Genomic DNA, 18,956 nt, shown 5'->3' with positions numbered 1-18,956 from the left:
TAGGCCGCGCAGCGGCCTCAAAAATGGGCCTGCTACGCAGTCCATCGGGAGCAAGTCGAATCGTCGCACCGCCCCTCCCACAGTGACCGCGTTAATCCTTAACTGACTGGCATTAGGGCGAGCCCGCTCACTACAGTCAGTGCATCTTGCTGTGGTCCATGCCGTTCAAGGCACGGACCGCTGCTTTCACTTCGATGGACTGTTTCTCGCCCTTGGCGTCCTTGACGGTCAGGGTCAGCGGCACCTGGTCGCCTTCCTTGATCTGGCCGGTGAGGCCCATCAGCATCACGTGGTAGCCGTCCGGGTCGAGCTTGACGGCTTTGCCGGCGGGCAGGGCGACCGAGTCTACCGGGCCCATTTTCATCACGTCGTCCTTCATGCTCATCTCATGGATCTGTACGTCCTTGGCCACCGGCGACGCCACGCTGAGCAACTGGCTGTCGCTGTCGGCGGTGAGGGTCATGAACGCGCCGCTGGACGGCTGGCCCGGCACTGTGGCACGCACCCAGGCATCGCTGACTTGTACCTGGGCGCTGGCGTGGGCGGCAAGGCCCAGCAGGGTCAGGCCGAAGGCAACGCGTTTGAGGTGTTGAACGGCAGTCATTAGCAGACCTCCATGACGGTGAGCAGGTCTTCTGCGCACTCTTTAGCGGTAAGGGATGCCGACAGGCCCAGGCGCAGGTTGCCGCGGGTGTCGAAGACGAAACTGGTCGAAGTGTGGGACAGCGTGTAGGTGTCACCGGCCGGGATCTTTTCATAGAAGATCCCGAATTCCTTGGCGGCCACGGCGATTTCTTCCGGGGTGCCGTACAGCGCTTCGAAGCTGGGGTCGAAGGCTTTCACGTAGCGGTCGAGCAGTTGCGGTGTGTCACGCTCGGGGTCCAGGGTGATGAACACCACCTGCATGATCTCGCCGTCGCGGCCCATCAGCTTCTTGGCCTGGGCGGCACGCGCCAGAGTGGTGGGGCATACGGCCGGGCACTGGGTGAAACCGAAGAACACCACCGGCATCAGGCCACGGAACGAGCTCAGGGTGACGGTTTCGCCGTCGGTGTTCTTGAGCTTGAAGGTGCGGCCCATAATCTTGTCACTGAGGTCCTTGCCGTACTTGAAGTTCAGCTTGGGGCTGTAGTCACAGCCGCCCAGCAGGCTACCCAGGCCCAACAGGCCCATACCGGTCAGCACTTTGCGGCGGGTGAATAACGTACTCATCAACTGTGCATCCTGTGAAGCGCCTGCATGGCTCTGGATCTACACATCAGGCTTTGAAAAGGCATTGAAACGTAGAAACGAGGAGGGCGCACAGTCTACCAACCCAGGCCTGCCTGCGTAATCTGCGACGTTCTGCCACAGGGGCGCGTCGCGCTTCATCCTTTTACGGCTTCGGTGGTAGAGTCGCCGCCATGAAACTGAGCCATCCCGACCGTTCGCTGATCGCCTGGACCCTGTACTTCTGCGTGCTGATGAACGTGTTCGTGTGCGGTTTGGGCCATGGGCAGATGCTGGGCCAGCAGCTCAACGGTATCGGCGGCGCGTTCTGTTCGGTGGACGGTAGCCAGGCGCCACTTTCCGATAAAGGGTTGGGCACTCCGTCGTCCAGCAACATCTCGAACTACTTTGCCTGCCCGGTGTGCAACGCGGTCACCGTGGCCATCGTGTTTCTTATCGGCCTGGCCTGGCTGCTGAGCCTTCAGCAAACCCCGGGCCCGGCCCATGAGCGGCGCAACAAGGCGCCGCCGCGTTATTCCTGGCCCTCGGCCAACCCCCGCGCTTCTCCCGCAGCCTGACGTGTGCCTTGGGCTTCCTGTGATCAGGAGGCGTTCTATCGTCACGACTGTGAGTCCATCTGATGACCTCTCTATTGCCTGCAGGCGCCAGTCGCCTGGTCAGCAAGGCGTCCCGTCGCCCGCTTGCGCAACCCTTGCGTACGGAACCGTTGTTGGCGCACTACCCGAGTAATTCCCGTTGCTTCGTGCACCTGGATGCACGCCTGCTGCCTCATTGGCACAGCTTGTTCGACATCTGCCCGACGCTGCTCAAACTCGACCCGCCCGAGGGCTTGAACCTGTTCCGCAGCTTCATGACCTGGGCCTATCGCAAGCAGCCGCCACTGGATTGGACCTACCACCTGAATGTGGCGCGCTGGCTGCTGGGCTCCCCGTACCGTGCGCAAATCAATGAGGAGCCGATCGAGACGTTCATGGCGGCCGCAGCGGCGTGCTGGATCAGCCTAGACACCAGCCAGGCCCGGGGTCTGGTCCTGGCCTGGCAAGGCGCCACTCTCTTCGATTGGAAAGGCCCGCCGATCAGCGCCGCGCAACAGCAGGCATTACCCGCTTCTACTTTGGACTTCGCCTGGAGCCCGCTGAACGCACGGGGTGAATTCAGCGGTTGGTTGCCGGTGCCCTGAGCAGTCAGCAGCACGCTGCGATGGCTGCGCAATTTTAATGAACCCTTGGCGCATCGGCTTGACCTAACGCATACGACCTAGGAGGTGAAGCATGCAAACTGAATACATCTGGATCGGCCTGGCCGTGGTTCTGGTGCTGGTGGAATTGTGGGCGATCAGTACCGTGTTGCGCAGTACCGGGGGCTGGGAAAGCAAGGGTTTCTGGCTGGTGATCTTGATCTTTGTGCCGCTGTTCGGGCTGATCGCCTGGGCGATGTTCGGGCCTAAACGCGAGATGCCTGAGCAACGTAGAAGCTAACGTACAAGCTGAAGCAGAACAGGCGCCCTTGAGGCGCCTGTTTTCATTCAAGGGTTCGGCTTATCCAGCAACCGCCTTGGCAATCGCGTCATTGAACGCCGGCAGGTCATCGGGTGTGCGCGAGGTGATCAAGGTCCAGCCATTGGCCTTGCATACCTTGACCTCGGCGTCGACCCAGCCCGCAGCTCCGGCATTTTCCAGGTCGATGCGCACGCTTTTATACGAGGTCAGCGTCTTGCCCTGGATCACGCCGGCGTCGATCAGCGTCCACGGCCCATGGCAAATCGCTGCCACGGTCTTGCCGGCCTTGACGAAATCGTTGATCAACTTCAACGCGCCGGCGTCCTGGCGCAGGGTGTCGGCATTGACGGTGCCACCCGGGATGACCAGGGCATCGAAATCGCTGCTCAACACATCCGACAGCGCCACGTCGGACTCTACGGTTTTGTCTTTCTCTGTATCGCCGACGAACGTCTGCGTGGTGCCGCCCTTGCTGGAACCGTGGGTTACGGTCGCGCCGTAGCCGCGCAATGCCTCCAGGGGCTTGAGCAGTTCATCGCGCTCGATACCGGTGTTGGAGGTGATGACCAGAATCTTCTTGCCGCTAAGGGGTGAGCTCATGATCGAGAGTCTCCTGATGGCTGGGTTTATGCGTGGATATGGGAGAGTTGATCAAGGCCAGGGGCTAAAGGTTTAAATTAATTTGGGTTGATGGGCTGGACGGTTGTGCGGGGCAGTTTCCTTGAACTATCGAAAGGGGGCGGGCTCTGCTGCATAAGGGCTCGCCTTTATTGCGAGCATTAAAAAAAAGCCTGGAGACCAAGCATGACTGTCGATAAAACCCCTGACCCGATCAGTTCCGAGCAAGCGCAGAAGGGCGCGGAAAAACCCGTCAAAGGCCGCACGCTGGAGCATCCGAACCCGAAGACCGAAACCATCGACAAGGTGCTCACGCCCACCTCGATCAAGGACACCGAGCGCCAGGTGGAGGCGATCAACCGGCAGGCCGACAAGGCTGAGCGCAAGCTGGACCACTGATCATGGCCAAGTCGATCACCGCTTCCGAACTGGGTATCGAACTGGCGCCCGAAGACGACGCCAGCCTGTTCAAATGGTTTATTGCCAGTTTCCTGATGGGCAAGCGAATCCAGGCGCCGATTGCCGCGCAGGCGTACCGCGTGATCGTCGAGCAAGAGGGGCGTGATACTGCGCGCAAGTTGCAGCACTGCACTGCTGGCGAACTGGTCAGGATGCTGGGGCGTGCCCACTACGTGCGCTATGACGAAACCACCGCGCAACGGCTGTTGGACCTTAGCGCCAAGTTGAACGCCGAGTATGCCGGCAAGATCACGCAGATACGCGACGCCAGTGGCGACCGTCCGGGGTTCGAGAAACGCCTGGGTGAGTTCGAGGGGGTCGGCCCCAAGACGATCGAAATCTTCATGCGCGATGCGGCCAAGGTGCTGTTTTGACCGCACCGTTGTATCTAGGCTGTGCGGGGTGGAGTTTGCCCCGTGAGCACTGGCCGGCATTTGCCGACGAGGGCACGCATTTGCAACGTTATGCGTCGCGCTTCAATGCAGTGGAGATCAACAGTTCGTTTTATCGCGCGCACCAGCCCAAGACCTACGAGCGCTGGGCACAATCGGTGCCGGCAAGCTTTCGCTTTTCGGTCAAGGTGCCCAAGCGCATCACCCATGAACTGCGTTTGCAGCGTTGTGACACGGCACTGGATGAGTTTCTGGAGCAGTGTCTGCACCTGGGTGAAAAGCTCGGTTGCCTGCTGGTGCAGTTACCGCCCTCACTGAGCTATGACCCGGCCGTGGCGTCGAATTGGTTCCTGGCATTGCGCCAACGTTTTGCCGGCGCCGTGGTGCTGGAGCCGCGTCATCCCAGCTGGCGAGAGGCCGAGTCGCTGCTGATGGACCTGCACATCGGCCGGGTGATCGCCGACCCGGTTGTCATCCAGATGAGCACCGGTTGGCCAGGCGTGCAGTATTGGCGCCTGCACGGCGCTGAGCGCATCTATTACAGTGCCTATGGGCCCGAACGCGTGAAGGCGTTCGGGCAACAGCTCGACCTCTCGGTAGCGGCGGGCGTGCCCACGTGGTGCATTTTCGATAACACCGCCAGTGGCCACGCGACGGCCGATGCCTTGTGCCTACTCGACCTCTACCCGAACCACTTCCAGACCTAGCTGTTCATAGGCTTCGACACTCGGCACATGCCACTCGGTAATCAGCGTGTGAAGACGGTTGCAGGGTGCTACGACAAAGGGCTCCACCGCGCCGAGCTTGTCCGCCATGGTCACTGCGACCACGTGGGAGGCGCTGTCGAGCAAGGCCTGTTTGACCACCACTTCATCGAAGTGCAACGAGGTGATGCCCACTTGCGGGTGCAGGGCGCACACGCCCGTGAACAACAGGTCTGCCTTGATACTCTGGATCAGGCGCACGGCATCGTGGCCGCCGGTGGAAAGCGTGGCTGGGTTGAGCTGGCCGCCGGCCAGGATCACTTTCACATGGGGATGGTCGGCCAGGGCGATGGCGATCATCGGTGAGGGCGTGACCACCGTCAGGTGAATCGAGCGCGGCAGCGATTGGGCAATGCGCAGGGTGGTCGAACCGGAATCGAACAGCACGATCTGGCCGTCCTCCACGCGCTGCGCCGCCAATTGGGCGAGCTGACGCTTGGCCTCGTTGGTCTCGCCGACCCGGGTAAAGAAGTCTTTGCCGGTGTCCTTGGGCCGGGGCAGGGCGCCACCGTGTACGCGCTGCAACAAACCGGCGGCGGCCAGTTCGCCGAGGTCGCGGCGGATGGTGTCTTGGGATACGGCAAAATGCTCCACCAGCTCCGCTGCGGTGACTTTTCCGTCGCGCTCCAGCAGCAACAGGATCTTCTGTTTGCGCAAGGAAGGCAGGTCAGTGGCTTGATGAGTGTTATGCATGTTTGTGCGTCTTTTTGCTGGTTTGTGCGACATTAGCCGCCTGCTGCTATAAACGCAATGGCTGGTTGCGCAACCGCTGGACGGTTACTCTTCGTGCTCGGTTCAGGGAGAGGTGACCTAGATGACGTTGATCACAACCATCGAAGACTTACGCAAGCTGGCGCAAAAACGTGTCCCACGAATGTTCTACGATTACGCCGATTCCGGCTCCTGGACTGAAAGCACCTACCGGGCCAACGAAAGCGATTTCGCCCGGATCAAATTCCGCCAGCGCGTGGCGCGCAATATCGACCAGCGCTCGATCCGCACTACGATGATCGGCCAGGACATGGCCATGCCGGTGGCCCTGGCGCCGACGGGCCTGGCGGGCATGCAGCACGCCGACGGCGAAATTCTTACCGCCCGCGCCGCCGCCGCATTCGGCCTGCGCTACACCTTGTCGACCATGAGCATCTGTTCACTGGAGGACATCGCCGAGCATGTCGGCCAGCCGTTCTGGTTCCAGCTGTATGTGATGCGTGATCGCGGGTTTATCGAACAATTGATCGAGCGTGCCAAGGCTGCCGGCGTGGATGCGCTGGTGCTAACACTCGACTTGCAGATCCTCGGGCAACGCCACAAGGACTTGATCAACGGCCTGTCGGCACCGCCGCGATTGACCCTGCCGAATATCCTCAACATGGCGACCAAGCCACGTTGGGTGATGGGCATGCTCGGTACCAGGCGCCGTGGGTTCGGCAACATCGTTGGCCACGTGAAAGGCGTGGCCGACATGAGTTCGCTTTCGTCATGGACCGCCCAGCAATTCGACCCGCGCCTGAGCTGGGACGATGTGGAGTGGATCAAACAATGCTGGGGCGGCAAGCTGATCATCAAGGGCATTCTCGATGTGGACGATGCGCGTCTGGCGGCAGACGCCGGTGCCGATGCACTGGTGGTGAGTAACCACGGTGGCCGTCAACTTGATGGGGCGCCGTCGAGCATCAGCCAATTGCCGGCGATTGTCGACGCGGTAGGCCAGCGCATTGAAGTGTGGCTCGATGGCGGTATCCGCAGCGGCCAGGATGTGCTCAAGGCGGTCGCGCTGGGGGCCAGGGGCACGATGATCGGCCGCCCCCATCTGTACGGTCTGGGCGCGATGGGGGAGGCGGGCGTGACCAAGGCTCTCGACATCATCGCCCGCGAGTTGGACGTGTCGATGGCGCTGTGCGGCTATAACGATATACGCGATGTGAATCGCGAGATTTTGCTGCCGGGAACCTTGCCTGAAGGGAATTGCTGAGCAAAAAAATCGTAAAAAAGTAAAAAGAGTTGTCCACGAAAACCGTGGGTATCTCTGTGGATAACTTTGCGAAGACCCGGCTGGGTTGGCGATTTAACCTGCGGTTAATATTTGATCAACTGCCGGCGAGGGCCAGTATGGGCAGGGTTTGCGCTTGACAGGCAAGCGCGAACTCAGTGCCGAAATGCGTGTTCAGGAGTCGCCGTCGGGTGCTGTGGAGTGTGTCACGACCTGGGACGGCGCCTTCGCTTGCATCAACCTGTCCAGTGCCTGGCCATAACTGCGACCGGCCAGGCTCATGCTGTTGTTGTGGGTGGCACCGGGCACCAGCAGCAGTCTCTTGGGCTGCTGGGCGGCGTCGAATAATTGCTGGCTGAAACGCGGCGGCACGTACTGGTCGGCCAGGCCGTGGACCACCAGCAGCGGCATGTGCACATCAGCGATCTTGTCGATGGAGTCGAACTTCTGCGAGAGCAACCAGCGCACCGGCAGCGAGGTGTTGGCCACGGCGGTCGCCGCGTCCCCCAGCGAGGTGAAAGTGGATTCGATCACCAGGCCGCGCACGGGGATCGGCGTTTGCCGGCTCAGTTCGGCCGCCAGGTCGATCGCCACCGCGCCGCCCAGGGAGTGCCCGTAGATCAGGCGCTTGTTCGGGTCGGGTTGCAGCACCTTGAAGCGTTCCCAGGCGATACGCGCGTCTGCGTAGACACTGGTTTCCGACGGCAGATCACCCTGGCTCTGGCCGAAGCCACGATAGTCGATGGCCAGCACCGAATACCCCAAGGCGTGCAATTGCTCGATGCGAAACAGCTGGCCGGTGAGGTTCCAGCGCACGCCGTGCAGGTAGAGGATCGCCGGGGCGTCCTTCTTGTCTGCCGGGTACCACCAGCCGTGAATGTTCTGGCCCGACTTGAAACTGGCCGGCTTGAGGTCGAATTCCTGTACCGCTTTGGGCAGCCCGGTATACCAGCCGGCGGTGCCCGGTTCGATGCGAAACACCAACTCACGTTCTTTGTGTTGCAGCACGGCACACCCCACCGGCAGGCCGATGATCAGCAGCGCCATGCACAGCAGGGGAAACCAGCGCAGGCCGAGGCGAGACAGAAAACGAGAGGACATGAAGATTCCAGGACAAAAACAAAGCAGGGGTTTTACCAGATGGCACATCGGGTAAGGAATTAATTCGACAGTCGTGAGTGGGCATTGCTTGCAAAGTGTTACATCGCCTCCGTTGAACTCGAGCGCACCTGCCAACTTGACGCTGGCCGGCGCCCGGGAACATGCTCGCCCTCCCACGTACAGAGGCCCAACCATGGACAACAGCCCCGTTCGCATCACCGCCGAAGAAACCCTCTCGAAAAACTGGTACCTGTTGAAAAAATACAGCTTCGACTTGCGCCGCCAGGACGGCAGTTGGCAAGCCCAGACCCGTGAGGTGTACGACCGCGGCAATGGCGCGACCATCCTGCTGTACAACCGTGCGCAGCGCACGGTGTTGCTGATCCGCCAGTTCCGCATGCCCACCTTCGTCAACGACTACCACGGCTATCTGATCGAAGCGGCGGCCGGCTTGCTCGACAACGCCAGCCCCGAAGAACGCATTCGCCTGGAAGCCGAAGAAGAGACCGGCTATCGCGTCGGCCACGTGGAGAAAATCTACTCGGCGTTCATGAGCCCGGGTTCGGTGACTGAGCGCATTCACTTCTTTATCGGCGAGTACCAACCGACGGATCAGGTCGGTACGGGGGGCGGCCTGGAGGAGGAGGGCGAGGATATCGAAGTGCTGGAGCTGGGGTTCGAGCAGGCGCTGGCGATGGTACAGGACGGCGAGATTGTGGATGGCAAGACGATCATGCTGCTGCAGTATCTGGAACTGCGGATGTTGAAAGACGGCTGGTGAGCCCCGACTGGCGGTTATTGTCAGAAATTTCCCAGAGGAGTACAAATGTACTCCATGACGACTCTCACTCCCCGCCGTACCGCCATCCTGACCTTTATCCGCGACCGTATCGCGCAGCAAGGTCAGCCCCCCAGCCTCGCCGAGATCGCCGAGGCGTTCGGCTTCGCCTCGCGCAGCGTCGCGCGCAAGCACGTGGTAGCCCTGACTGAAGCCGGGTTCATCGAGGTCAACGCCAACCAGGCGCGGGGCATTCGCCTGCTCAACCAACCGGCGCGCCCCGAATGGCTGGATGTGCCGGTGCTCGGCCGAGTGGCTGCGGGCCGGCCCATCGGCGCCGACGCCGAAGTGCACAGCCGCCTGCAACTGGACCCTGCCACCTTCACGAAAACCCCGGATTATCTATTGCGGGTGCAGGGCGACTCGATGATCGATGACGGCATCCTCGACGGCGACCTGGTGGGCGTGCGCCGCAGTGCCGAGGTGCTGAACGGGCAAATCGTCGTGGCGCGGCTGGATGGCGAAGTCACCATCAAGCGTTTCGAGCGCAGTGGCGAGCGCGTGCGCCTGCTGCCGCGCAACCCCGCCTATCAACCCATCGTGGTCGGGCCCGACCAGGACCTGGCCATTGAAGGGGTGTTCTGTGGCCTGGTGAGGCAAGGCTGATGGGCGCCGTGGTTGCCCTGGACGCGCTGTTCAATGGTGGGCGCGTGTGGAAGGGCCGGCCCGTTGCACCACCGGCCAGCGTGCACCCCACGGGGTTGGCGAGGCTGGATGCGGTGTTGCCAACGGGCGGCTGGCCGGAGTCGGCCTTGAGCGAAATCCTGATGGCCAAAGAGGGCATCGGCGAATTGCAATTGGTGCTGCCGACCCTGGCGCGCTTGTCGGCGGCGGGGGAGCGAATTGTGTTGGTCGCGCCGCCTTACACGCCGTACCCCCACGCCTGGCAGAACGCCGGGGTGGATGTGCGCCAGCTGTCGGTGATCCGGGCCGAGGAGCGCGATGCGTTGTGGGCGGTGGAGCAATGCCTGCGCTCCGGCAGTTGCGGCGCGGTGCTGTGCTGGCCGCGCAAGGCCGATGACCGAGCACTGCGCCGCTTGCAGGTGGCGGCGGAAACCGGGCAGACCCTGGCGTTTGCCTGGCGTGCCTTGAGCGAGGCGGTCAATGCGTCGCCGGCGGCTTTGCGCCTGGCGGTTGAGGCAGCGCCTGCACAAGTGCGGGTGCTCAAATGCCGGGGCGGGTTGGCCCATCCGGCGCCCATCGCGTTGGCGGGGCACTGAGGTTGCCATGCGTTGGGTGTGTATTGTCTTTCCGCAATTGGCGCTGGATGGCGTGCAGCGTGCGCACCCCGAGCCGGACGCGCCCCTCGCGTTGTTGGCCGGTACCCCGCAACGTCGCGTGCTGCAGACCGTCAATGCTGCCGCCCGTGCCTTGGGCCTGCGCCCCGGGCAATCGCTGACGGCGGCCCATGCGCTGGCCAAGTCCTTTGCCTGCGCCGAATACGACCCCGCCGAGATCGAGCGTTGGCAGCAGTTCCTCGCGGCCTGGGCCTACTGTTTCAGCTCCCAGGTCAGCCTGCACTACCCACGCGCCTTGTTGTTCGAGATCGAGTCGAGCCTGGGCCTGTTCGGGCCGTGGCCGCAGTTCGAAGCGCGTTTGCGCCAGGAGCTGAACGAGTTAGGTTTTCGCCACCGTATCGTCGCCGCGCCCAACCCTGCGGCGGCGCGGGTACTGGCCAATCTCTACGATGGCCTGGCGGTGACTGACGACGCCTTGAGCCAGGCCCTGGCGTCGCTGCCCATCGACCGCGCCGGCCTCGACCCGCAGGCCGCCATCGCGTTGTCCCGCATGGGCCTGCGCACCCTGGCCCAGGTGCAGGCGTTGCCCCGGCACACCCTGGCGCGGCGTTTCGAGGCGGGCTTGCTCAAGCACCTGGATACCCTCACCGGGCAACGGCCATTGGCCTTGGCGTTCTATCAGCCGCCGGATCAGTTCGAGGCACGCATCGAATTGAATTTCGACGTGCAATCCCACCAGGCGCTGCTCTTCCCCTTGCGCCGTTTGACCGGCGACCTGTCCGCCTTCCTCTGCGGTCGTGACAGTGGTGTGCAGCGCTTTGACCTGCACCTGGAACACGCCCAGCAACCCGATAGCGTGATCAAGGTCGGCCTGCTCAGCGCCGAGCGGGAACCTTCGATGTTGTTCGAACTGGCCCGCGGGCGCCTGGAGCAGGTGCAAGTCAGCGCGCCGGTACGCGGCGTGCGCCTGCTGGCCCAGGACTTGCCCGTATTCGTGCCGCAGCGCCAGGACCTGTTCGACGACCGCCCGCAACAGACCTTGCCCTGGGAGCAACTGCGCGAACGCCTGCGTGCGCGGCTTGGCGATGACGCGGTGCAGAGCCTGCGTTTTCATGCCGACCATCGCCCCGAATGCGCCTGGCAAGCGGCAGCGGCCAAACACCCGTGCCAGCCCCTGGACAACGTGCGCCGCCCCGGCTGGTTGCTGGCCGAGCCGACCCTGCTGGCCGAGCTTGGCGTGCAGATCCTCATGGGCCCGGAGCGCATCGAATCCGGCTGGTGGGACGGCGCGGATATCCGTCGCGACTATTACCTGATCCGCACCCGTGCCGGCCAGCAAGGCTGGGCCTACCGCACCGTCGGCGAACCCGATGGGTTGTGGTTGCAGGGTTGGTTTGCATGAATTACGCCGAGCTGCATTGCCTGTCCAACTTCAGTTTCCAGCGCGGCGCCTCCAGTGCGCTGGAGTTGTTCGAGCGCGCCAAAGGCCAGGGCTACAGCGCCCTGGCGATCACCGACGAATGCACGCTGGCAGGTATCGTGCGGGCCTGGCAGGCGGCAAAGGCCGTGGCGTTGCCGTTGATTATCGGCAGCGAAGTGCGCATCGAAAACGGCCCGAAACTGGTGCTGCTGGTGGAAGACCTGAGTGGCTACCAGCACCTGTGCCGCTTGATCACCCTGGCCCGACGGCGTGCCGCAAAGGGCGGTTATCGCCTGCTGCCAGCCGATTTTGAACAACCGTTGCCGGGCCTGCTGGCATTGTGGGTGGCCGAAGACAGCGACACCCAGGCGTCGATCCAATGGCTGCGCCACACCTTCGCCGAACGCCTGTGGCTGGCGGTACACCTGCACTGCGGCCAGGACGATGCGCGTCATCTGGAACAACGCCTGCACCTGGCCGCCAGCCTGAATATCAAGGCGGTGGCCTGCGGTGATGTGCATATGCATGTGCGCGGCCGTCGGGCCCTGCAAGACACCATGACTGCTATCCGCCATCACGTGCCGGTGGCCGAGGCCGGCACGCGCCTGCACCCCAATGGCGAGCGGCACTTGCGTGATCTCGACGCCCTGGCTGCGCTGTATCCGCAAGCGTTGCTCGACGAGACCCAGGCCATTGCGCGCCGTTGCACCTTTGACCTCGGCCAGTTGCATTATCACTACCCACGCGAGCTGGTGCCGGAGGGGCATGACGCAACGTCCTGGCTGCGTGCCGTGACGCAAGAAGGCATTGTCCGGCGCTGGCCAAAGGGGGTTGATAGCAAGACCTTGCAGCAGATCGACAAGGAACTGGAGGTGATCGGCACCCTGGGTTATGAAAGCTATTTCCTCACGGTTCACGACATCGTGCGCTTCGCCCGCAGCCGTTCGATCCTGTGCCAGGGTCGGGGTTCGGCGGCCAACTCGGCCGTGTGTTTTGCCTTGGGCATCACCGAGATCGACCCTAGCCTGACGGCTATGCTGTTCGAGCGCTTCCTGTCCAAGGAGCGCAATGAGCCCCCGGACATTGATGTGGACTTCGAGCACGACCGACGCGAGGAGGTGTTGCAGTACGTGTTCCAACGCTACGGCCGCACCCGTGCGGCGTTGACGGCGGTGGTCAGTTGTTATCACGCGGCCGGCGCGGTACGCGACGTGGCCAAGGCCCTGGGGCTGCCGCCGGACCAGATCAACGCCCTGGCCGACTGTTGCGGGCGCTGGAGTGACGATGCTCCGCCCCTGGAACGCCTGCGTGAAAGCGGCTTTGACCCGCACAGCCCGATCCTGCGCCGCGTGCTGACGCTGACCCGGCAACTGATCGGTTTTCCCCGTCATCTGTCGCAGCACCCCGGCGGCTTCGTGATTTCCGAATACCCGCTGGACACCCTGGTGCCGGTGGAAAACGCGGCCATGGCCGAGCGCACCATCATCCAGTGGGACAAGGACGACCTCGATGCGGTCGGCCTGCTCAAGGTGGATATTCTGGCCCTGGGCATGCTCAGTGCGATCCGCCGCTGTTTCGACCTGTTGCGCCGCCACCGTGGCCGTGACCTGGCCTTGGCGACGATCCCCAAGGAAGATCCGGCGACCTACGCGATGATCAGCAAGGCCGATACCATCGGCGTGTTCCAGATCGAATCGCGGGCGCAGATGTCGATGCTGCCCAGGCTCAAGCCGAATAATTTCTATGATCTGGTGATTGAGGTGGCGATTGTGCGGCCGGGGCCGATCCAGGGCGGCATGGTGCATCCTTACCTGCGTCGTCGGAACAATGAAGAAGCCACCACTTACCCGTCGCCGCAATTGAAAACGGTGTTGAAGCGCACCCTGGGCATTCCGCTGTTCCAGGAACAGGTGATGCAGATCGCCATGGTCGCCGCCGACTACAGCCCCGGCGAGGCCGACCAGTTGCGCCGTTCGATGGCTGCCTGGAAGCGCCACGGCGGGCTGGAGCCGCACCAGGAGCGCTTGCGCGACGGCATGCTCAAGAACGGCTACACCGAAGCCTTTGCCGCGCAGATTTTCGAGCAGATCAAGGGCTTTGGCAGCTATGGTTTCCCCGAGTCCCACGCGGCCAGTTTCGCCTTGCTGACCTATGCCAGTTGCTGGCTCAAATGCCATGAGCCGGCGGCCTTCGCCTGTGCGCTGATCAACAGTTGGCCCATGGGGTTCTACAGCCCGGACCAGATCCTGCAGGACGCCCGGCGCCATCGGTTACAGATTCGCCCGGTGGAAGTCCAGGCCAGCGACTGGGATTGCAGCCTGGAGCCTATCGACGGCGCGCAACCGGCAATCCGCATGGGCTTGCGCATGATCGCGGGGTTTCGCGAGGAGGACGCACGACGTATCGAGGCCGCTCGCCAACACCAGGCATTCAGTGACATTGCCGACCTGGGCGCACGCGCCGGGCTGGATGCGCGGGCCCAGGCCTTGCTGGCGGATGCCGGGGCCTTGCGGGCGTTGGCCGGGCATCGGCACAAAGCGCGCTGGGAGGTGGCGGGCGTGCAGCAGCAACTGGGCCTGTTCGCCGGCCTGCCCAGCCCCGACGAAGCGGTGGTGGAGTTGCCGGCGCCTTCGGTCGGCGAAGACCTGCACGCTGATTACGCCACCGTTGGCACCACCCTTGGCCCGCACCCGTTGGCGCTGTTGCGTGAAGAATTGCGCAAGCGACGCTGCCGCAGCTCCCATGAACTCCTGGCGGTCGAGCATGGTCGTAACGTGAGCATTGCCGGGCTGGTCACGGGGCGGCAGCGGCCCGGCACGGCCAGTGGCGTGACCTTCGTCACCCTGGAGGATGAGTTCGGTAACCTCAACGTGGTGGTCTGGCGTGACTTGGCCGAGCGCCAGCGCCAGGCGCTGGTGGGCTCTCGGCTGCTCAAGGTGGATGGGCGCTGGGAGGCGGTGGGCGACGTGCGACACCTGATTGCCGGACGTTTGACCGACCTGACGCCGCTGCTGGAAGGGATCCATGTGCGCAGCCGGGATTTTCACTGAAGACTGTGACACGGGTTGCATTTACCTGCTGGCGTTAAGGCAGTGAAACGATCTAGGGTTGGCGCGCTCCAACGCTGGTCGATGTTTTCTTTTCGTACTGAGTCAACCCATGCATTTTTTATCCAACTCTCATGGCTGCGAAGGCTGGGCCGGTGAAATGGCCCGGCGAATCCGCGCGTTCGACTGGTCGACCACTGATCTTGGCCCCATCGACTCGTGGTCCACCAGCCTGGTCTGCAACGTGCAAATGATGCTGGCCTCGCCCGTGCCGATGGTGATGCTGTGGGGGCGGGCGGGGTACATGATCTATAACGACAGCTATTCGGCGTTTGCCGGTGGCCGCCACCCGTATCTATTGGGCAAGCCGGTGGAGTTGGGTTGGCCGGAAGTCGCCGACTTCAACCGGCATGTGGTCGACACCTGCCTGGCGGGCGGGACCTTGTTATTCAACAACAAGGACCTGGTACTGTCGCGCCATGGCAAGCCGGAGACGGTCTGGCTGGACCTGTATTACAGCCCGGTTGCCGGCGACAACCAGCAGCCGGCCGGCGTGCTGGCGATTGTGGTGGAGACCACCGAACTGGTGAAGTCCGAGCAAGTGCGCCAGGAACTCACCCACAATCTGGAACAACGCGTCGCCGCTGAAGTGCAGGCGCGCTCCGCTGCCGAGGATCAACTGCGCCAGTCGCAGAAGCTGGAAGCCATCGGCGGCCTGACCGGTGGTGTAGCCCACGACTTCAATAACCTGCTGCAGGTGATCGCCGGCAACCTGCACCTGCTGGCCCGGCATGAGCCGGATAACGCCCAGGTGCAGCGCCGGGTCAACGCAGCCATTGAGGCCGTTGAGCGCGGCGCCAAGCTATCGGCGCAACTGCTCGCCTTCGCCCGTCGCCAGCCGCTGTCGCCGGCGGTGTACAACCCACAGCGCATCTATGCGGGCCTGGGCGAATTGCTGCAGCGTGCGTTGGGTGAAACCATTCATATCGATGTGCAGATGCCCACGGATGCCTGGTGCATCAAGGTCGACCGCAACCAGCTGGAAAACGCGCTGCTCAACCTCGCGATCAATGCCCGGGATGCCATGCACGGCGAAGGCGTGATTCGTATCACCGGCGAAAACATCATCCTCAACCCTGACGATTGCGCCGGTAAAAGCATCAAGCCGGGCGAGTATGTGCGCCTGGCGGTCAGCGACACCGGCGTGGGGATGTGCCCGGAGGTGCTCAAGCGCGTCTTCGAGCCGTTTTTCACCACCAAGCTCGAGGGCCAGGGCACCGGGCTGGGCTTGAGCATGGTGTTCGGCTTCGTGCGCCAAAGCGGCGGGCACGTGGAGATGTGGAGCGAGGAGGGCAAGGGCTCGACGGTGCAGATGTATTTCCCCCACAGCCTGGAGCCGGAATGCCTGGACACACAGGAAGAACTGGCGCTGCACTGCGGCGGCCAGGAGACCATCCTGGTGGTGGAGGACAATGAAGGCGTGCGCCTGACGGTCGTCGAGTTGCTCAAGCAAGCGGGCTATACCGTACTCACCGCCGAGGACGGCGACCGGGCGATGCGGGTGTTGCAGGACGGTGTACGGCCGGACCTGATTTTCACGGATGTGGTGATGCCCGGCCGCGTCAAAAGCACGGACCTGGCCGACTGGGCCCGCGTGCAGCAGCCTCCCGTGCCGGTGCTGTTCACCTCCGGGCACACCCGTGACATTCTCTCCAGCAATCATTTGCTGAGCCCGGATATCAACTTGCTGAGCAAGCCCTACAGCCCCGATGCCCTGACGCAACGGGTGCGCTCGGTGCTCACTACCCGACAAGGTTGTCCATGACCTCACAGCGCAACATGCCCAAGCTTTCTACCCCGGTCGGCTTCGTCCGGGTGCGTGGCGCCCGCGAACACAACCTGCGCGATGTCGATGTGGACATTCCCCGTGACGCCCTGGTGGTGTTCACCGGGGTGTCCGGCTCCGGCAAGTCGTCGCTGGCATTTTCCACGGTGTATGCCGAGGCGCAGCGCCGTTACTTCGAGTCGGTCGCGCCGTATGCGCGGCGCCTGATCGATCAGGTCGGTGTCCCGGACGTGGACAGCATCGAGGGCCTGCCCCCCGCCGTGGCCCTGCAACAGCAGCGCGGCACGCCGAGTGCGCGTTCATCGGTGGGCAGCGTAACCACGCTGTCGAGCCTGGTCCGCATGCTGTACTCCCGCGCCGGCAGCTACCCGCCGGGCCAGCCAATGCTGTACGCCGAAGACTTTTCGCCGAACCTGCCCCAGGGGGCCTGCCCGGAGTGCCATGGCCTGGGTCGCGTGTATGAGGTGACCGAGGCGCTGATGGTGCCTGACCCGTCGTTGACCCTGCGCCAGCGTGCGGTGGCATCCTGGCCGCTGGCCTGGCAGGGCCAGAACCTGCGCGATATCCTCGTGACGCTAGGCTATGACGTCGATATTCCGTGGCGCGACCTGCCGAAAAAGCAGCGCGACTGGATCCTGTTCACCGAAGAAACCCCGACCGTACCGGTGTATGCCGGCTTCACCCCCGAACAGACCCGCGACGCCCTCAAGCGCAAACTGGAGCCGAGCTACCAGGGCACGTTCAGCGGTGCGAGGCGTTATATCCTGCACACCTTCACCCACACCCAAAGCGCACTGATGAAAAAGCGCGTCGCGCAATTCATGCAGGGCAGCGCGTGCCCGTTGTGCGAAGGCAAGCGACTGAACCAGGCGGCGCTGTCGGTGAAGTTTGCTGGGGTGGATATCGGTGAGTTGTCGCAGTTGTCGTTGTCCCGGTTGGCCGAGCTGTTGCGCCCGGTGGCGGCGGGGCAGGACAAGATGAAACTGTCGGTGGAAAAGCGCCTGGCGGCGCAGCGCATCGCCCAGGACCTGCTGGAGCGGGTCAACACCTTGATCGAATTGGGCCTGGGTTATCTGTCCCTGGAGCGCAGTACGCCGACCTTGTCGTCCGGTGAATTGCAGCGCCTGCGCCTGGCCACTCAATTGGGCTCGCAGTTGTTCGGGGTGATCTATGTGCTGGATGAGCCTTCGGCGGGCCTGCACCCGGCCGATGGTGAAGCGTTGTTCAGCGCATTGGAGCGTTTGAAGGCGGCGGGCAATTCGTTGTTCGTGGTCGAGCACGACCTGGAAACCATGCGCCGCGCCGACTGGCTGATCGACGTCGGCCCGGCGGCGGGCGAGCAGGGTGGGCAGGTGCTGTACAGCGGCCCGCCGGCCGGTTTGGCCGACGTTGAGGCGTCGCAGACCCGTGAGTATTTGTTTGCCGAACAGCGCCCGCCGAGGCAGCCGCACCGTGCGCCCTCGGGCTGGTTGAAGCTCGAAGGGGTGACGCGCAATAACCTCAATGACCTGGACGTGGAGTTTCCGCTGGGGTGCTTCACGGCGGTGACCGGTATTTCCGGCTCGGGTAAATCCAGCCTGGTCAGCCAGGCGCTGCTGGAACTGGTGGGCACGGGCCTGGGGCGCGTGCTGGAGAACGACGAAGAACCAAGCCTGGAAGACGACGCGCCGCAAGCCAGCGGCGGGCGGATCAGCAGCGGCCTGGAACACCTTCGCCGTCTGGTGCAGGTGGATCAGAAACCCATCGGCCGTACCCCGCGTTCGAACCTTGCGACCTACACCGGGCTGTTCGACAACGTGCGCAAGCTGTTCGCCGCCACGCCGGCGGCGAAAAAGCGCGGTTACGATGCCGGGCAGTTTTCCTTCAACGTCGCCAAGGGCCGCTGCCCGAATTGCGAAGGCGAAGGCTTTGTCAGCGTCGAATTGTTATTCATGCCCAGTGTGTATGCGCCGTGCCCGACGTGCCATGGCGCCCGCTACAACCCCGAGACTCTGGCGATCCAGTGGCAGGGCTTGAACATCGCCCAAGTGCTGGGGCTGACGGTGGCGCAGGCGGTCGAGGTCTTCGCCGAGCAGCCGGGGATATTGCGCTCCTTGCAGGTACTGCGGGATATCGGCCTGGGCTATTTGCGCCTGGGCCAGCCGGCGACGGAGTTGTCGGGCGGTGAGGCGCAGCGCATCAAGCTGGCGACCGAACTGCAACGCAATGCGCGGGGCGCCACGTTGTATGTGCTGGATGAGCCGACCACCGGCCTGCATCCGCGAGACGTCGACCGCCTGCTCAGCCAGTTGAATCAGCTGGTGGATGCCGGCCACACCGTGGTGGTGGTGGAGCATGAAATGCGCGTGGTTGCCCAGAGTGATTGGGTGATCGATATCGGGCCGGGAGCGGGCGCTCAAGGCGGCAAGGTGGTGGCGTGTGGCACGCCGCAGAAAGTCGCCAAGAGCAAGGCCAGCCGCACCGCCCCCTTCCTCGCCCGGGAACTGTGAGGCCGATGCGGGACAAACTGTG

Annotated in this window: 19 protein-coding genes; 14 read left to right on the top strand and 5 right to left on the bottom strand. The window is 63.3% G+C overall.

All coding sequences use genetic code 11. From position 1 onward, the window contains the following. Window positions 1-136: 136 nt before the first annotated feature. Entirely contained in the window at window positions 137-604 is a 468-nt protein-coding gene (locus tag C9383_RS06170; protein WP_060752521.1) for a copper chaperone PCu(A)C, read from the bottom strand. Beyond that, complete coding sequence (locus tag C9383_RS06165; protein ID WP_060752522.1) at window positions 604-1,212, bottom strand: SCO family protein; 609 nt, start codon at window positions 1,210-1,212, stop codon at window positions 604-606. Before C9383_RS06165 ends, C9383_RS06170 begins: the two co-directional genes overlap by 1 nt. 191 nt (window positions 1,213-1,403) lie before the next feature. On the opposite strand from C9383_RS06165, the gene C9383_RS06160 reads away from it, so the two are divergent. The 3 genes from C9383_RS06160 (at window position 1,404) to C9383_RS06150 (ending at window position 2,708) form a co-directional block, all read left to right on the top strand. Further along, entirely contained in the window at window positions 1,404-1,787 is a 384-nt protein-coding gene (locus C9383_RS06160) for a DUF2946 domain-containing protein (protein WP_060752523.1), read from the top strand. Between the two features lie 62 nt (window positions 1,788-1,849). Continuing rightward, on the top strand, window positions 1,850-2,410 hold the full coding sequence (locus C9383_RS06155) for a putative natural product biosynthesis protein (protein WP_090370510.1): 561 nt from the start codon (window positions 1,850-1,852) through the stop codon (window positions 2,408-2,410). A 91-nt stretch (window positions 2,411-2,501) separates the two neighbouring features. Further along, entirely contained in the window at window positions 2,502-2,708 is a 207-nt protein-coding gene (locus C9383_RS06150; protein ID WP_060752525.1) for a PLD nuclease N-terminal domain-containing protein, read from the top strand. Window positions 2,709-2,768: 60 nt separating this feature from the next. Here the strand turns inward: C9383_RS06150 and C9383_RS06145 are convergent, their stop codons facing one another. Further along, entirely contained in the window at window positions 2,769-3,329 is a 561-nt protein-coding gene (locus C9383_RS06145) for a type 1 glutamine amidotransferase domain-containing protein (RefSeq protein WP_090370511.1), read from the bottom strand. Between the two features lie 204 nt (window positions 3,330-3,533). Between C9383_RS06145 and C9383_RS06140 the strand changes: the two genes are divergently transcribed. The 3 genes from C9383_RS06140 to C9383_RS06130 are packed head-to-tail and all read left to right on the top strand — an operon-like array spanning window position 3,534 to window position 4,905. Beyond that, on the top strand, window positions 3,534-3,746 hold the full coding sequence (locus C9383_RS06140) for a hypothetical protein (RefSeq protein WP_090370513.1): 213 nt from the start codon (window positions 3,534-3,536) through the stop codon (window positions 3,744-3,746). A gap of 2 nt (window positions 3,747-3,748) precedes the next feature. Next, window positions 3,749-4,180: a hypothetical protein gene (locus tag C9383_RS06135; RefSeq protein WP_060752528.1), complete on the top strand. Its 432-nt coding sequence runs from the start codon at window positions 3,749-3,751 to the stop codon at window positions 4,178-4,180. Then, complete coding sequence (locus C9383_RS06130) at window positions 4,177-4,905, top strand: DUF72 domain-containing protein (protein WP_090370515.1); 729 nt, start codon at window positions 4,177-4,179, stop codon at window positions 4,903-4,905. Before C9383_RS06135 ends, C9383_RS06130 begins: the two co-directional genes overlap by 4 nt. On the opposite strand, the gene C9383_RS06125 is transcribed toward C9383_RS06130, so the two are convergent. After that, a complete protein-coding gene (locus tag C9383_RS06125) occupies window positions 4,870-5,655 on the bottom strand; it encodes a DeoR/GlpR family DNA-binding transcription regulator (RefSeq protein ID WP_060752530.1) in 786 nt (261 codons plus the stop codon). The two genes, C9383_RS06130 and C9383_RS06125, sit on opposite strands and share 36 nt — an antisense overlap. Window positions 5,656-5,776: 121 nt before the next feature. On the opposite strand from C9383_RS06125, the gene C9383_RS06120 reads away from it, so the two are divergent. Next, window positions 5,777-6,937 carry an alpha-hydroxy acid oxidase gene (locus tag C9383_RS06120; protein ID WP_090370517.1) on the top strand — a complete coding sequence of 387 codons (1,161 nt, stop codon included), beginning with the start codon at window positions 5,777-5,779 and terminating at the stop codon, window positions 6,935-6,937. Window positions 6,938-7,129: 192 nt separating this feature from the next. Here the strand turns inward: C9383_RS06120 and C9383_RS06115 are convergent, their stop codons facing one another. Next, on the bottom strand, window positions 7,130-8,056 hold the full coding sequence (locus C9383_RS06115) for an alpha/beta hydrolase (protein WP_060752532.1): 927 nt from the start codon (window positions 8,054-8,056) through the stop codon (window positions 7,130-7,132). Between the two features lie 193 nt (window positions 8,057-8,249). Between C9383_RS06115 and C9383_RS06110 the strand changes: the two genes are divergently transcribed. From C9383_RS06110 to uvrA, 7 genes are all read left to right on the top strand, one after another. Beyond that, window positions 8,250-8,837, top strand: a complete 588-nt coding sequence (locus C9383_RS06110; RefSeq protein ID WP_090370519.1) for an NUDIX domain-containing protein — start codon at window positions 8,250-8,252, stop codon at window positions 8,835-8,837. A gap of 45 nt (window positions 8,838-8,882) precedes the next feature. Continuing rightward, window positions 8,883-9,500: a transcriptional repressor LexA gene (gene lexA / locus C9383_RS06105; RefSeq protein WP_090370520.1), complete on the top strand. Its 618-nt coding sequence runs from the start codon at window positions 8,883-8,885 to the stop codon at window positions 9,498-9,500. After that, the gene (imuA, locus tag C9383_RS06100; protein WP_060752535.1) at window positions 9,500-10,114 is read left to right on the top strand and encodes a translesion DNA synthesis-associated protein ImuA; all 615 of its coding nucleotides are present in this window, start codon (window positions 9,500-9,502) and stop codon (window positions 10,112-10,114) included. Before lexA ends, imuA begins: the two co-directional genes overlap by 1 nt. Window positions 10,115-10,121: 7 nt before the next feature. After that, window positions 10,122-11,534 carry a Y-family DNA polymerase gene (locus tag C9383_RS06095; protein ID WP_090370522.1) on the top strand — a complete coding sequence of 471 codons (1,413 nt, stop codon included), beginning with the start codon at window positions 10,122-10,124 and terminating at the stop codon, window positions 11,532-11,534. Then, window positions 11,531-14,602, top strand: coding sequence for an error-prone DNA polymerase (locus C9383_RS06090; protein WP_090370524.1), 3,072 nt, complete (start codon window positions 11,531-11,533; stop codon window positions 14,600-14,602). The genes C9383_RS06095 and C9383_RS06090 overlap by 4 nt, the downstream gene beginning before the upstream one ends. Before the next feature lie 109 nt (window positions 14,603-14,711). Then, window positions 14,712-16,424: an ATP-binding protein gene (locus tag C9383_RS06085; protein ID WP_060752538.1), complete on the top strand. Its 1,713-nt coding sequence runs from the start codon at window positions 14,712-14,714 to the stop codon at window positions 16,422-16,424. Next, the gene (gene uvrA, locus C9383_RS06080; protein ID WP_090370525.1) at window positions 16,421-18,934 is read left to right on the top strand and encodes an excinuclease ABC subunit UvrA; all 2,514 of its coding nucleotides are present in this window, start codon (window positions 16,421-16,423) and stop codon (window positions 18,932-18,934) included. Before C9383_RS06085 ends, uvrA begins: the two co-directional genes overlap by 4 nt. Window positions 18,935-18,956: the final 22 nt, after the last annotated feature.

Source organism: Pseudomonas palleroniana, assembly GCF_003031675.1.
Lineage (GTDB): Bacteria > Pseudomonadota > Gammaproteobacteria > Pseudomonadales > Pseudomonadaceae > Aquipseudomonas > Aquipseudomonas palleroniana.
This window is presented reverse-complemented; position numbering and strand designations above follow the sequence as displayed.

Coding starts and splice junctions, on each gene's coding strand:
- C9383_RS06170 (WP_060752521.1), bottom strand. CDS start 604: ATGACTGCCGTTCAACACCTCAAACGCGTTGCCTTCGGCCTGACCCTG.
- C9383_RS06165 (WP_060752522.1), bottom strand. CDS start 1,212: ATGAGTACGTTATTCACCCGCCGCAAAGTGCTGACCGGTATGGGCCTG.
- C9383_RS06160 (WP_060752523.1), top strand. CDS start 1,404: ATGAAACTGAGCCATCCCGACCGTTCGCTGATCGCCTGGACCCTGTAC.
- C9383_RS06155 (WP_090370510.1), top strand. CDS start 1,850: ATGACCTCTCTATTGCCTGCAGGCGCCAGTCGCCTGGTCAGCAAGGCG.
- C9383_RS06150 (WP_060752525.1), top strand. CDS start 2,502: ATGCAAACTGAATACATCTGGATCGGCCTGGCCGTGGTTCTGGTGCTG.
- C9383_RS06145 (WP_090370511.1), bottom strand. CDS start 3,329: ATGAGCTCACCCCTTAGCGGCAAGAAGATTCTGGTCATCACCTCCAAC.
- C9383_RS06140 (WP_090370513.1), top strand. CDS start 3,534: ATGACTGTCGATAAAACCCCTGACCCGATCAGTTCCGAGCAAGCGCAG.
- C9383_RS06135 (WP_060752528.1), top strand. CDS start 3,749: ATGGCCAAGTCGATCACCGCTTCCGAACTGGGTATCGAACTGGCGCCC.
- C9383_RS06125 (WP_060752530.1), bottom strand. CDS start 5,655: ATGCATAACACTCATCAAGCCACTGACCTGCCTTCCTTGCGCAAACAG.
- C9383_RS06120 (WP_090370517.1), top strand. CDS start 5,777: ATGACGTTGATCACAACCATCGAAGACTTACGCAAGCTGGCGCAAAAA.
- C9383_RS06115 (WP_060752532.1), bottom strand. CDS start 8,056: ATGTCCTCTCGTTTTCTGTCTCGCCTCGGCCTGCGCTGGTTTCCCCTG.
- C9383_RS06110 (WP_090370519.1), top strand. CDS start 8,250: ATGGACAACAGCCCCGTTCGCATCACCGCCGAAGAAACCCTCTCGAAA.
- lexA (WP_090370520.1), top strand. CDS start 8,883: ATGTACTCCATGACGACTCTCACTCCCCGCCGTACCGCCATCCTGACC.
- imuA (WP_060752535.1), top strand. CDS start 9,500: ATGGGCGCCGTGGTTGCCCTGGACGCGCTGTTCAATGGTGGGCGCGTG.
- C9383_RS06095 (WP_090370522.1), top strand. CDS start 10,122: ATGCGTTGGGTGTGTATTGTCTTTCCGCAATTGGCGCTGGATGGCGTG.
- C9383_RS06090 (WP_090370524.1), top strand. CDS start 11,531: ATGAATTACGCCGAGCTGCATTGCCTGTCCAACTTCAGTTTCCAGCGC.
- C9383_RS06085 (WP_060752538.1), top strand. CDS start 14,712: ATGCATTTTTTATCCAACTCTCATGGCTGCGAAGGCTGGGCCGGTGAA.
- uvrA (WP_090370525.1), top strand. CDS start 16,421: ATGACCTCACAGCGCAACATGCCCAAGCTTTCTACCCCGGTCGGCTTC.